Source organism: Micromonospora sp. CMU55-4, assembly GCF_011602315.1.
Lineage (GTDB): Bacteria > Actinomycetota > Actinomycetes > Mycobacteriales > Micromonosporaceae > Micromonospora > Micromonospora chalcea.
Window position 1 is genome coordinate 82,825 of the sequence record NZ_JAAOLH010000004.1, and the last position, 14,223, is coordinate 97,047.

The following is a 14,223-nucleotide window of genomic DNA, read 5'->3' on the forward strand; positions in this document are numbered from 1 at the left end:
CTGAGGAGCGCCCGATGAATGTTTCCCTGGACGAGGTCGTCGGCGCGCTGCGTGCGTCCCTGCTCGACAACCAGAAGCTCAAGCAGCAGAACCAGCAGCTCACCGCCGCGCTCAGCGAACCGGTGGCGATCATCGGCATGAGCTGCCGGTTCCCCGGCGGTGTCGGGTCACCCGAGCAACTGTGGGACCTGGTGGCCGCCGGCGGCGACGCGATGTCGGCGTTCCCGGACGACCGGGGCTGGAACCTGGGCGCGCTCTACGACCCGGACCCCGACCCCGACAGCCGGGGCACGTCGTACGTGCGTGAGGGCGGGTTCCTCTACTCCGCCGGGGACTTCGACCCGGCGTTCTTCGGCATCAGCCCCCGCGAGGCCCTCGCCATGGACCCGCAGCAGCGGCTGCTGCTGGAGACCGCCTGGGAGGCGTTCGAGCGGGCCGGCATCGACCCCACCCGGCTGCGCGGCGCGCCCACCGGTGTCTACGCGGCCACCAGCAGCCAGGGTGACTACGCGGCCCTGCTCACCGGGGTCACCGGCGGCGTCGAGGGCTACCTCGGCACCGGCAGCGCCGCAGCCGTGGCGAGCGGCCGGATCTCCTACGCTCTCGGGCTGGAGGGGCCGGCGGTCACCGTGGACACCGCGTGCAGCTCGTCGCTGGTCGCGCTGCACCTCGCCTGCCAGGCGCTGCGGCTGGGCGAATGCACGATGGCGCTGGTCGGCGGGGTGTCGGTGATGGCCACCCCGACCGTCTTCGTGGAGTTCTCCCGGCAGCGGGGCCTGTCCACCGACGGCCGGTGCAAGTCGTTCGCCGCCGCCGCCGACGGCACCGGCTGGTCCGAGGGGGCCGGCATGCTGCTCGTCGAGCGGCTCTCCGACGCCCGCCGCAACGGCCACCCGGTCCTCGCCGTGCTGCGCGGCAGCGCCGTCAACCAGGACGGTGCGAGCAGCGGGCTGACCGCTCCGAACGGCCCGTCGCAGCGCCGGGTGATCCGGCAGGCTCTGGCGAACGCGGGGCTGGGTGCCGACCAGGTCGATGTCGTCGAGGCGCACGGTACGGGCACCACGTTGGGTGACCCGATCGAGGCGCAGGCGCTGATCGCAACGTATGGGCAGGGTCGGTCCGCGGATCGGCCGTTGTGGCTCGGCTCGGTGAAGTCGAACATCGGGCACACCCAGGCGGCGGCGGGTGTGGCCGGGGTGATGAAGATGGTGCTGGCGATGCGGCACGGGGTGCTGCCGCCCACGCTGCACGTGGACGAGCCCACCCCGCACGTCGACTGGTCGGCCGGGGCGGTGTCCCTGCTGACCGGCCCGCAGCCATGGCCGGAGACCGGGCAGCCACGCCGGGCCGCGGTCTCCGCGTTCGGCATCAGCGGCACCAACGCACACGTCGTCATCGAGCAGGCCGCCGCGACGGACACCGACGACGTCCGGCCGGCCGGTACGCCCGCCCCGCCGGTACCGTGGATCGTCTCGGCCCGCTCCGCACCGGCCCTGGCCGGGCAGGCGCGGCGGCTGCTGGCGCATCTGGCCGATCACCCCGATCTGACCCCCGCCGACGTGGCGTACTCGCTGGTCACCACCCGGGCGGCCCTGCCGTACCGGGCAGCGGTGATCGGCGGGGACCGCGACGCGCTGCGGGCCGGCCTGCACGCGGTCGCCGAGGAGCGCGACACCCCCGGCGTGGTGCGAGGCGTGGCCCGCCCGGCCGGCAAGGTCGCGTTCCTCTTCACCGGGCAGGGTGCCCAGCGCCTCGGCATGGGCGCCGAGCTGTGCCGCCGGTTCCCGGTCTTCGCCGCCGCCTTCGACGAGGTGGCCGGGGAGCTGAACCGGCACTTGAGCCGGCCGCTGCGGGAGGTGGTCTTCGCCGAGGCCGACTCGCCCGGCGCGGATCTGCTGGACCGTACCGAGTTCACCCAGCCGGCGCTGTTCGCCTACGAGGTCGCCGCATACCGGCTGGTCACGGCCTGGGGGCTACGCCCGCAGTTCCTGCTCGGCCACTCGGTCGGCGAGCTGGCCGCGGCACACGTCGCCGGGGTGCTGTCGCTGGCCGACGCGGCGACCCTGGTGGCCGCCCGGGCCCGGCTCATGCAGCAGTTGCCGCCCGGCGGGGCGATGCTGGCGGTGCAGGCGTCCGAGGCGGAGGTGGTCCCGCTGCTCGACGAGCGGGTGTCCCTGGCCGCCGTGAACGGCCCCCGGTCGGTGGTGCTCTCCGGCGACGAGGAGGCCGTGCTCGCGGCCGGGCGGCGGCTGTCCGCCGAGGACCGGCGGTCCCGTCGGCTGCGGGTCAGCCACGCGTTCCACTCCGCCCGGATGGACGCCATGCTGGCCGACTTCCGGATCGTCGCGGAGAAGGTCGCGTGGCACCCGCCGAACCTTCCGATCGTCTCCGACCGCACCGGCGAGCCGCTCACCGCCGCCCAGGCCACGGACCCGGGCTACTGGGTCGACCACGTCCGGGACACCGTCCGTTTCCACGCGGGCGTCGCCACCCTCGCCGCCGGCGGCGTCGGAACCTTCGTGGAACTCGGCCCCGACAGCGCCCTGACCGTGCTGGCCCGGGAGTGCCTGCCCGACATGGAACCGGCGGCCTTCGTGCCGCTCGCCCGCCGGGACCAGCCGGAGGCGACCACGCTGCTCGGCGCGCTGGCCGCGGTCGACCTGCGCGGTGCCGGGGTCGACTGGGCGGCTCCCTTCGACGGCAGCGACGCCGCGCGCGTCGAGCTGCCCACCTACGCCTTCCACCGCGAGCGTTTCTGGCCGGACCCGCCCACAGTGGATCTCGTCCCGTCCGCCGCGACCGGAGAGGACGAGGAGTTCTGGGCGGCCGTGGCGCAGGGACGACCGGCCGAGCTGGCCGCCGAGCTCGGCCTGCCCGCCGACCGGCAGGACGCGCTCGCCGACGTGCTGCCCGCCCTCGCCTCCTACCGGGACCGGCGGCGTCGCGGATCGGAGCTGGACGGGCTGCGCTACCGCGCCGACTGGGAACGCGTCGACCTGTCCCCGGCCCGTACCACGCCGACCGGCCGATGCCTGCTGGTGGCCGGGGCCGGCACCGACGCCACCGCGGTGCTCACCGTGCTGCGCGCCGAGGGCCTGGAGCCGACGCTGGTCACGGTCGGAGACGACCTGGACGCCGTCGCCCGGGCCTCGCTCGCCGACGGCACCTGGTCGGTCGTGGTCTCGCTGCTGGCGGCGGAGGACCCGGCGGCCGGCGCGGGAACCGGCGCGCTCGCCGGGACGGCCGCGCTGGTGCGGGCCCTCGCCGCTGCGGGGAACGGCACGCCGATGTGGACCGTGACCCGGGGCGCGGTGGCCGTCGACGCGCACGACGCCGCTCCCGGCGTGGCCGGGGCGTACCTCTGGGGCCTGGGCCGGGTGCTGGCGCTGGAGCAGCCGCGCGTGTGGGGCGGGCTGGTCGACCTGCCGGCGGAGCCGGACGACGTCGCGCTCGCCGCGCTCGCCCGGGTCGTCGCGTCCGGCGGCGACGAGGACCAGGTGGCGGTACGCGCCGGCGGGGTGTATGCCCGGCGGCTCCGCCGGGCCCCGGCCGGCGCCACCGATACGGACTGGCGGCCCCGCGGCGCGGTCCTGGTGCACGGGTCCGCGCAGGTGCGTACCCCGCACCTGCTGCGCTGGCTCGCCGAGCGCGGCGCGTCGCACCTCGTCCTCGTGGGGCCGGTGGCGGATGCCGACCCGCCCGGCCCGGACGTCACAGTCACCGCCGTCGGCGACCTGGACGGGCTGCCCGAGGTGCTGGACCGGCTGGCCGCCACCGGCAGCGAGATCCGCACCGTCCTGCACATCGCCGACTCCGACGGCGCCGGCGACCCGGTGGCGGTGCTGGACCCGCACGAGCTGGCCGACGCCGTGGCCGCCCGTACCGCCGCCGTGGAACTGCTCGGGCGGGCCTGCGCCGGCCTGCCGGTCGACGAGTTCGTCGTCTTCGCCTCGACGGCCGCCGTCTGGGGCAGCGGGGGAGCGGCGGTCGCCGCCGCCGTGGGCGCAGGGCTGGCGGCGCTGGCCGCGGGCTGGCGTGCCGCCGGCCGCCCGGCCACCGTCGTCGCGTGGGTGCCCTGGGCGGACGAGATCACCGACGCGGCGCAGTTGCGCCGCCGGGGGGTCCGGCCGCTGCCCGCCGACGTGGCCCTGTCCGCGCTGGGGCAGGCTCTGGTCCGCGGCGACGACCAACTGGCCGTGGCCGACCTCGACTGGCCCGCGTTCGTGCCGGCCTTCACCGCCGTACGGCCCAGCGCGCTACTGCGCGGCGTGCCCGAGGCGACGGCCGGCGCGGAGCCGGGGGCCGGCGACGCCGCGACCGATCCCGCCCGCGCGCTGCGCGAGCGGCTGGCCGGCGTTCCGGCCGGCGACCGGCACCGGATCCTGCTGGACCTGGTCCGGGCGCGGGCGGCCACCGTCCTCGGGCACGCCTCGCCCAACGCGGTCGAGGCCGACCGGGACTTCCTGGAACTCGGCTTCGACTCGCTGACCGCACTGGAACTGCGCGACGCGCTGCGCCAGGAGACCGCGGTAGAGCTGTCGGCGACCCTGCTCTTCGACCACCCCACCCCTACGGCGCTGGCCGTTCACCTGCTCGGCCAGCTCCTCGGCGCGGACGACGCCGGTGGACCTGCCGGGGAGAGTGCCGGCGGCGGACTGCTCGGCGGGTTGTTCAACCAGCCGAAGGCGCGCGAGGACCCGGCCGGGTATGCCGAACTGCTGGTCAAACTCGCCCAGTTCCGCCCCCGCTTCCGCGAGCCTGCGCAGCTCACCCGCCCGGCCGGTATCCTCCGGCTGGCCGAGGGCGGCGCCCGGGCGCAGTTGGTGTGCTGCTGCACGATGTCGCTGCTCTCCGGCGCGCACGAGTACGCCCGGCTGGCCGCCGGCTTCCGGGGCGTACGTGACGTGTGGGCCCTGCCCAACCCCGGGTTCGGCGTGGGCGAGGAGCTTCCCGCCGACCTCGACGCGCTGCTGCGGGTGCACGCCGACACGGTGCTGCGTACCGTCGGTGCCGGCCCGTTCGTGGTGGCCGGTCACTCCGGTGGTGCGATGGTGGCCAACCTGCTCGCCGGGGAGCTGGAACGCCAGGGCCGCCCGCCGGACGCGGTGGTGCTCATGGACACCTACCCGGCCGACAGCGAGGTGCTCGGCGGGTGGGTGCCGCAGCTTCTCGACGGGATGATCGACCGGGACACCGCGTACACGCCGATGGACGACTGGCGGACGACGGCGTGGGCGGGCTACCTGCCGCTGTTCCTGGACTGGCAGCCGACCGAGATGGCGGCGGCGACCCTGCTGGTGCGGGCCACCGAGCCGCTGGGGGAGTGGGACGGCGAACCGGACGGCTGGCGGTCGCGCTGGCCCTACCCGCACGAGGCTGTCGACGCGGCCGGCGACCACTTCAGCATGGTCGCCGACCGGGGGCCGGAACTCGCCGGCACGGTCCAGCGCTGGCTGGCCGCGCGGGGTCTGTGACCGGTTCCGCCCCTGGCGTGCCCCTAGCGCCCCCTATCGGCACACATACATCTATCGGACCGACGTTCCAGGACGGAGCATGACGACGTGGACGAGGCAGTGGTGGTCACGGAGCTGGTCAAGCGGTACCAGCCCAACATGCCACCGGCGGTGGACGGGCTGAGTTTCTCCGTCGCCGCCGGTGAGGTCTTCGGCCTGCTCGGGCCGAACGGTGCGGGCAAGACGACGACGATCGGGGTGCTGACCACACGGGTGCGGGCCACCTCGGGCCGGGCCCGGGTGTGCGGCGCGGACGTGATCGGCTCGCCCGCCGCCGCCCGGCAGTTGCTGGCGGTCGTACCGCAGCGGGTGAACCTGGACCGGGCGCTGACCGTCCGGCAGAACCTGCTGTTCCACGCGGCCTACCACCGGGTGCCCCGGGCGCAGCGCATCCGGCGGGCGGACGAGTTGCTGGACCAGATGGGGCTCAAGGACTTCGCGAACCACCGCACCGACTTCCTGTCGGGCGGCCTCGCCCAGCGGACGATGATCGCCCGCGCGCTGATGCACTCGCCCCGGGTGCTCTTCCTCGACGAGCCGTCGGCGGGCCTCGACCCGCAGTCCCGGCTCTTCGTGCACGACCGGATCGCCGAGCTGAAACGGGACGGCGTGACAGTGGTGGTCACCACGCACGACATGGACGAGGCGGAGAAGCTCTGCGACCGGGTCGGCATCGTCGACCACGGCAAGCTGCTCACCATGGACACGCCGTCCGCGCTGACCCGTACGCTGCCGGGCAGCAGCACCCTGACCCTCGTGGTGACCCCCGGCGCCTCCGCCGAGGAGGTGCGGGCCGCGCTCGATGCGATCCCCGACGTGGAGCAGGTGGAACACTTCAAGATGACCGCCAAGGCGCCCGTCGCCGCGCCGGCGTTTCCCGGCATGCCGGCGATGCCGATGCCCGCCCCGGTCCCGGACGCGCCCGCCGACTCGGACGCCCCCCTGTCCTTCCGGGTATACACCAGCGGTCAGCCGGCCAACGCCATCCCGATGGCGATGAAGATCCTCGCCGACCTGGGTTGCGAGGTTCGTGACCTCAACATCGGCCAGCCCAGTCTGGAAGATGTCTTCATCCACCTGACCGGAAGGGAACTTCGGTGAGCGTCACCGCCCCCGCCCCCCCGTCCGCGCCGTCACCGCCCGCGGCGCCGCCGCCGGTGCGCGCGCTGGACCAGCTCGCCACCTTCCGCGCGGTGCTCTCGCGTGACCTGTTCGTCACCGGCCGGGAGCTGATCGGCTTCCTGCTCCAGGTCTTCATCCAGCCGCTGTTCATGCTGCTGATCTTCGGCAAGGTGCTCAGCGACCTGGGCTACGCCAGCGACGACTTCTCCAACGTGCTGCTGCCCGGCGTCATCGCGCTGAACGCCTTCCTGATCGGCCTGGAGAACACCGCGCTGCCGATGATGATGGACTTCTCCTTCACCCGGGAGATCGAGGACCGCCTCCTGGCGCCCATGGCGACCCCGCTGGTGGCGCTGGAGAAGATCGTTTTCGGGGGCATCCGTGGCCTGATCGCCGGTGTGGTGCTGATCCCGGTCGGCATGCTCATGCTCGGCGTCACCTGGCCCTGGGCGGTGGTGCTCAAGGTGGTCGGGGTGTTGGCGATCGGCGCGCTGGTCGGCGCGGCGGTCGGTCTCGCCTTCGGCACCCTGGTGCCCACGCAGCACATCCAGATCATGTTCACCGTGGTGATGACCCCGATCATGTTCACCGGCGCCACCCAGTTCCCGCTGCTCGGCCTGGACTCGCTGCGCTGGTATCAGGTGATCTGTTCGCTGAACCCGCTGACCTACATCAGCGAGGCGACCCGGTCGCTCGTCGGCCCGCCGGGGGTCGAGTCGCTGCCGCTCTGGCTGTGCATGTGTGTCCTCACCGGGGTCTTCGTGGTGTTCTCGGCGATCGGCATGCGTGGCTTCATGCGCCGCGCCATGGACTGACCGCCCGGACACGATCCGCCGAGGGCCCGAACCGCATCTGCGGTTCGGGCCCTCGCTTTCGCCCCGTGTCGCAGGGGGCGGTGGTCACCGCGCCCCTGCGACAGCCGTCAGGACGTGGCGCTCTGTGCCTCGTCGGCCAGCGTCTCGGCGTACACGACGAGCCGGGACGGCAGGTCGGTCCGGCGCTTCACGTCGAGCTTGCGGTAGACCCGGGTCAGGTGCTGCTCGACAGTGCTCACCGTGATGAAGAGCTTGCTGGAGATCTGGCGGTTGGTGTGGCCGTGTGCGGCCAGCGCGGCAACGCGCCGCTCGGCGTCGCTCAGCCCGTCGTCCGGTTCCTGGAGTTCGGCGGCGGCCGGGTACGCCGGCAGTCCACTGCCCGGCTCCCGGCGGATCAGCCGCTGAGCCAGCACCGACGCCCCGCAGTCCTGCGCGAGCTGGTAGGCGCGGCGGACGAGCAGCCGGGCGCGGGCGGAGTCTCCGGCGCGCTGCAGCGTCTGACCGGTGTCGCCGAGGGCGCGGACGAGCTCCAACCGGTCGCCGCTGGACTGGAGCAGGTTGACCGCTTCGGAGAGCAGCTTGCGCCGGTGGTCCTGGGCGGCGGTGGTGGCGAGCAGGCGCAGCGTACGGCCCCGGGTCCGGTCGTCGACCCCGTGCGGCACCCGCAGTTGCTCCTGCAGGAGCTGCATGGCCTGCGTCTTGTTGCCGACGCTGAGCTGCACCCGGGCCAGCTCCAGCCGCCACGGCACCAGTCCGGCCGCGTCGATCCCCCACGTGCGCATCAGCTCGCCGCAGCGCCGCAGGTCGGTGGTGGCGGCGTGCGGCCGGCGTACGGCCAGGTGGTGCCGGCCGCGTGCGGCCAGGTAGTGCAGGCCCAATGGGGTGCGGAAGATGCCGGGCGGGGTCGGGTGGGCCAGCCACCGGTCGGCCTCGGCGAACCGGCCCGACTCCGTCGCGGACGCGATCAGGGTGGACAGCGGTCCGGCGATCGCCACTCCCCAGGCGGGGGCTGGCATGTCCTCCAGGGCCGCGCGGGCGTGGTGCTCGGCACCGGGCAGATCGCCGACGCGCAGGGCTGCCTCCGCCCGGATCGCCCGGATCACCGCCCGCCAGCCCGGCGCGTGCTGAACCACCGGCCGGTCGAGCAGCACGTCGCCCCAGACCACGGCCCGGTCCGACCGGCCGGCCCAGAGCAGCGCCAGCAGGGGCGCGGTCAGCAGGCCGAGGGCGCCGTCGTCCGTGTGGTGGCGCTGCAGGATCTGCTCGGCGGTCGGCGCCGTGTCGTTGTCGGCGGTCGGCGTCAGCGCGGTGCCGAGCACCGTGACCGCCTGCAGGAGCGGGCTGACGGTGGTCGGGGCGCCGGCCGCGCGGCTCCAGGTGGCCGGCGTCTGCCGTACGCTCGCCAGGTGGTCCGGGTGGGAGAGGGAGACCAGAAGCTGCATGATCCGCAGGCGGCCGGGCGGGGTGGCCGGAGCCTGCTCCTCGTCCGCCGAGAAGCCGCTGACGGCCTCAACAGCCTCGTCGACGCGGCCCTGCCAGAGCAGGTACGGCACCGCGGAGAGGCTCGCATCGGTGGACCAGCCGGCGGCGCGCGCCGTCTGCACCAGCTCCGTCAGCTGCCCGTTCACCGTCAACGGGTTTAGCTGCCAGCGGGCATTCACCAGCATCTCGGTGGTGGCGGTGCGTTGCCGCTCGTCCACCGGCGCGCTGGCGAGCAGCCGCAGGCAGGCCGCCGCGACGTCGGGCCGGCCGGACGAGAGCGCGTGACCGGCGGCGTCCTGGAGCACCGGTACCCGCCAGCCGGCCACCGTCGCACCGGCGGCCACGAGGTGCTCGGCTACCACGCTCGCCTCGGCGCCGCGGTCGTGCAGCACCTCGGCGGCCCGCTGGTGCAGGGCGCGCCGCTCGTCGGCCGACATGTCAGCGAGGATCGAGTGCAGGATACGCGAGTGGCGTAGCTGGTCGGACTCCATCAGACCCGAGGTACGCAACACCCGCACCGCCGGGACCGTGGTCGCGGGCATCACGTCGAGGAGGTGGCCGAGCAGTTCGGCCGACGCGGGCCGGTCGAGCACGGCGAGCGCCTGGGCCACCCGGCGTACCCCGGGCTCGTGGCGGTAAAGGCACCCGAGCACGGCCTGGTCGAACGCGTCACCGACGGACGGAAGGTCGTGGTCGCTGCCCCCGCCACCGGCCCGTTCGTCGAGCAGCGCCCGGGTGAGCAGTGGATTGCCTCCGGTCATCCGTACGTAGTGTTCCGCGGTCCTGCGGGTGTCTGCGTCGTCGACGGCGCCCTCGACCAGCCGGGCGACGGCGTCGACGGTCAGTGGTGGCAGGCCGATCCGGGAGAAGTGCGGCTGGCTGAGCAGCTCGGCGCGGAACAGCTGGTGCGGCGGGCGCAGCGTCGACGCCTCCGCGAACACGACCATGATCCGGGCGTGGCGCAGCCGCCGGGTCACGTAGAGCAGGCAGTGCAGCGAGGCCGGGTCCGCGTGGTGCACGTCGTCGACGAGGAGGACCAGGGGCCCGTTGGCCGTCAGGTCGATCAGGGTGGTGAAGAGGCCGTGCAGCAGGGGTGCCCAGGCCCGGTCTACGTCGGAGGCCTCGCCGCCGACTTCGGGCAACGGCACCGCGGAGGTGGCGTCGCGCAGCAGCTTCCCGACGTGGGCGGCGGCCTCCGGGGCGAGTCGTGCACTGTGGAACAGCTGCCCGACGACTCCCAGGTGGAGACCGCGCTCCGCCCGCGAGCCGGTCGCGCTCATCACCTGCCCGCGGGAGCCGGCCGTCCACTCGCCGAACGACTCCAGCAGGCTGGTCTTGCCGCTGCCCACGGCACCGGTGACCAGCGCGACGTGTCCGCGCTGCTGCTCTTCGCACGCGTGGAACACGCGCCGCAGACGGGTGATCTGTTCCTCTTGCTGAACCAACACCTGCGCGTAAGCCCTCCTTGTACGCGGCGCGGGCCTGGAAACGCCGGTGCGGCCCGACACCGCCACCCCTGCCGGAGACAGCCGCCCCTCCGCCCGCGTCTCGACGGGTAGGGGTGGAGCGCGCCGGGCGGCCACGCCGGGTGGACCTGAAATCCTTCGTCGGACCGGTCTTCTCGCCGTACGGTCCGCGTGTCGAGGCGAGTCTGGCACCGGCATGATGGTGCGACAACGGGCGTGAGACCCCATCGTTTCGCACCCAAACCTGCGGGCCCCGGAAGGCATTTAGGGGTTGCGCGGTTCGGGGTGATGGGTGTTGGAGCCGATCGGCCCAAGGGAGGCGACACGCCGGTGAGCGGCTGGTGCCGGGGCGTACGGCTCGATGGTGCCACACCGCGACTCCCGGCGCACGCCGATGGTACCCACAGTGGTGGTGAGCGAACTCTTCGCGACGGTCGGCGAGGGTGACGGTCGCGTGACGCCCGTCGGCTGTTCCGTGCGGAAGCCCGACCGGGATCAGCGCGGCCGAGGGCCGGACGGACGGCCGCCCGGGGGGTCCGTGCCCCGCGTCAGCGGATCCAGCACCGTCGTGCCGGAGCGGTCGAACCGTAGCCGTCCGGCGAGTTCGCCGCGCGAGTTGACGTCCAGCTTCCGGTAGATGCGCGTCATCCGCTGTTCGATCGCGCTGACCGTCAGGAAGAGCTTCTCGGCGATCTCACGATTGGTGTGACCCTGGGCGGCCAGGGTGGCCATCCTGGATTCGGTGTCCGTCAGGCCTTGGACCAGGACCGCCGCATCCGCCCGGCTGCCGGTGGCGCCGTCCCTGGTGGACAGGGCGCTGGGCCACAACGTCGGGATGCCGCACTCCTCCGCGAGAGCCCGGGCCGACCGGGTCGCGGCGCGGGCCTGCCGCCGGTCGCCGGCCTGCTCGTAGGCGTGACCGAGGTCGGCAAGGTTGTGCGCCAGTTCCATCCGGTCGCCGCACTGCCGCAGCAGCCGTACGGCGCTGCGCAGGTGCGGGATCCGTTCCTGTCCCTCCTCGGTCGCGGCCAGAACCCGCAGGGCCGCGGCCCGGTACCGGACATGGACGGGCCGCAGCCGGGCCAACTCGTCGCGCACCAGCTTGCGCGCCTGCAGACGGCGGCCCATCCGGAGCAGTGCCCGAGCCGACTCGGTACGCCACGGCACCAGGCCCGAGAAGTCCAGCTGCCACCGCTGCATCAGCTGCCCGCAGAGCTGGAAGTCGGCCAGCGCGGCCTCGGGGCTTCCCGCGGCGAGGGCGTGCGTCCCGCGGGCGTGCAGGTAGTGCAGCCCGAGCGGGGTCTCGAAGATCGCCGGCGGCACCGGCACCTGAAGGCAGGCGGCCGCCGTGTCGAGCTGGTCCATATAGGTCAGCGCCCGTATCCGGACGGCGAGAGGTATCCCGATCACCACCCCCCAGCCTTTCGGCGAGAGCTGCCCCAGTGCCTCGTCGGCCAGCTTGCCGGCGCGGGGGAGGTCGCCGAGCCGGCCGGCGACGGCGGCCCGCAGGGCAGTGAGCGTGGCCGAGGGGGTGGGGTGGTGCGGGGTGGCGAGGTGGCGGTCCAGCCGGTCGCACCAGTCGTCGGCCAGGTCGAGCTGGTCGGCGTAGATCATGGCGATGAGGGCGCAGATGACCCTCCACATGTGCGGTTCGTCGTCCGGCCCGGTGGTCGACAGTGTCCGCTCGGCCTGCTCGACCACGCCCGCGTCACCCCGGGCCAGCACGCCGGACAGCAGGATGACTCCGCTGAGCCCGTGCTTGACCCGGGCCAGCGTGAGCGGATCCCGCGCGGCCACGGCGGGCGCGGGCCGGTCGACCATGACCCCGGGATAGAGCGTCGAGATCCAGCCGGTGATGATGAGCAGCTCGGCCACGGACTGCGGATCTGCGGGATCCGACCGCTCGCTGAGGTGCCTGACCAGGTCGACGGCCTTGTCGATCTCACCGTGCCAGAGGAGGTACTGGATGGGACCGGCGGCCTGTTGGCTGCCGAGGTGCCCGGCCCGGATGGCGGTGGCGACGCTGACCAGGTGGGGGATCGTGGCCTGCGGGTCGAGTCGCCACTCGGCGCGCGCCAGCGCGGAGCGGATCCGCGCCCGCAGACACTCGCCGACGCCACTGCGGTGCGCCCGGCGCAGGTACCGCAGGGCGGTCTCCACCTCGCCGTCGAGCAGCGCCTGCTCGCCGGCGTCCAGCAGGGTCTGCGCCATCCAGGGTTCGGCCAGCTCGCCGATGTCCACCAGGTGCGGCGCGATCCGGGCCGGGGGCGCGCCGTCGTCGTGCAGCAGGCGGGCTGCTCCCAGATGCAGCCGTACGCGTTCCTCGGCGGTCATCCCGTCGATCACGGCCTGGGTCACCGCCGGATGGCGCAACCCCTGTTCGTCGATCAGCCCGGCGCTGGTCGACTTGTCGACAGCGCCCAGCGCGGGGTGCAACCGGGCGTCGACGAGATGCGGCAGCAGGCTGCCGTGCAGCGGCTCGCCGGTCACGGCGAGCACCCGGGCGGCGTTGAGCACCAGGCGGTCGCAGCGGTACAGGCAGCTCAGCACGGCCTCCCGGAACGACTCGCCGACCGCCGGGGCGCCGGCGGACCGTGGCGCGGCTGCCTGGTCATCGGCGAGCGCGTGCACCAGGAGCGGATTCCCGCCGCTGATCCGGTGGCTCTCCTCGGCGATGCTGCGGGCGAGCGGGATGTCGAGCCGCTGGGCGAGCAGCTGGAACGTCCCCTCGGCGGTGAGCAGCGGCAGGCGGATGCGGTGCAGCTTCGCCGGTTGCAGCATCTCGGCGTGCACGTCCGCCTGCCACGGCCGGGTGCGTGGCGCCTCCGTCAGGACCATCAGCACGGATAGGCCGGAGAGCCGCCGGGCCACGTAATCGAGACAGCGCAGCGACGGCACGTCCGCGTGGTGGATGTCGTCCACCACGATGACCAGCGGCCCCCGCGAGGTCAGTTCGAGCAGGGCGCGCCCGATGGCGGCGGTGAGCCGGGCGTTCTCCGCGTCCGCCGGATCGGCGTCGCTCCATGCGAGGGCGCCCGCGTCCAGCAGCCGGGCGAGGCGGGCCCGGATGTCGGGGGCGTCCGCGGCGCACGACGGCACCGCGCGGACGAGCTGCCGGACGACCTCCAGCGGTACGCTGCGCTCCGCGCGGGAGGCGCTCGCGCCGATGACCCGTGCTCCGGCGTCGCAGGCGCGCCGGGCGAAGGCCTGTGAGAGCGCGGTCTTGCCGGAGCCGACCGGGCCGGTCAGCACGGTCACCGGCCGGTCGGTCGGCGAGGTGCCGCCGCGGAGCAGGTCTGCGAGTCGGCGCTCCAGCAGGCCGAGCTGGCTCGAACGCTCGGTCAGCTCCATCACCGCCCCCTCCGGGGGAGGGCCGGGTGCCCGGTGCGGCCCGGCAGCTCGACCAAATTGGAGACCGGCAATTCTTGACCCATTCCATTATCGGCAAGGATCGACTGGTGTCGAGCTTTGCCGGTGCGCCATCGACCGACTTGACCGGTTGGCTGCTGCGAGCCGTGTTCCCGTGTGCGTCGGCGATAATTCCCCAGCTCTCTCGGGGTCGACACTTCCTATCGACCTGCTTGATGGTGGGAGTATGGCAGTTGGGCAATTGGGCGGCAAGCCGAGTTGTGTAAAGGATGGGCAAACATGGGTTACTTGTCTCGGGTGACCCGACCGGGGGTGGCGACGGAAAGTCGCCGGCTGGTCCCGTACCGTGACAGAGCGCTCTCCTGAGCCGATGGTTCCGCTTATTCGGCCCGCCTGCTGATTGGCGAATGGGCTCTTCCGTGCTAATCCGACGTCCGGGCGTTACCGGTCGCTCTC

5 protein-coding genes are annotated in these 14,223 nt (G+C 73.7%); 3 read left to right on the forward strand and 2 right to left on the reverse strand.

What is annotated here, in order from left to right; translation table 11 throughout:
- Positions 1 to 14: 14 nt before the first annotated feature.
- From HA073_RS08910 to HA073_RS08920, 3 genes are all read left to right on the forward strand, one after another.
- Positions 15 to 5,474, forward strand: a complete 5,460-nt coding sequence (locus HA073_RS08910; RefSeq protein WP_166456126.1) for a type I polyketide synthase — start codon at positions 15 to 17, stop codon at positions 5,472 to 5,474.
- Positions 5,475 to 5,561: 87 nt separating this feature from the next.
- Positions 5,562 to 6,614, forward strand: a complete 1,053-nt coding sequence (locus tag HA073_RS08915) for an ABC transporter ATP-binding protein (RefSeq protein ID WP_166456127.1) — start codon at positions 5,562 to 5,564, stop codon at positions 6,612 to 6,614.
- Entirely contained in the window at positions 6,611 to 7,450 is an 840-nt protein-coding gene (locus tag HA073_RS08920; RefSeq protein WP_043322806.1) for an ABC transporter permease, read from the forward strand. The genes HA073_RS08915 and HA073_RS08920 overlap by 4 nt, the downstream gene beginning before the upstream one ends.
- 107 nt (positions 7,451 to 7,557) lie before the next feature.
- On the opposite strand, the gene HA073_RS31005 is transcribed toward HA073_RS08920, so the two are convergent.
- Both HA073_RS31005 and HA073_RS08930 read right to left on the reverse strand, forming a co-directional pair.
- Positions 7,558 to 10,380: a LuxR family transcriptional regulator gene (locus HA073_RS31005; RefSeq protein WP_166456128.1), complete on the reverse strand. Its 2,823-nt coding sequence runs from the start codon at positions 10,378 to 10,380 to the stop codon at positions 7,558 to 7,560.
- A 513-nt stretch (positions 10,381 to 10,893) separates the two neighbouring features.
- Positions 10,894 to 13,749 (reverse strand): AAA family ATPase, encoded by a 2,856-nt coding sequence (locus HA073_RS08930; RefSeq protein WP_113973084.1) that lies wholly within the window; start codon positions 13,747 to 13,749, stop codon positions 10,894 to 10,896.
- Positions 13,750 to 14,223 lie beyond the last annotated feature (474 nt).

Coding starts and splice junctions, on each gene's coding strand:
- HA073_RS08930 (WP_113973084.1), bottom strand. CDS start 13,749: ATGGAGCTGACCGAGCGTTCGAGCCAGCTCGGCCTGCTGGAGCGCCGA.
- HA073_RS08910 (WP_166456126.1), top strand. CDS start 15: ATGAATGTTTCCCTGGACGAGGTCGTCGGCGCGCTGCGTGCGTCCCTG.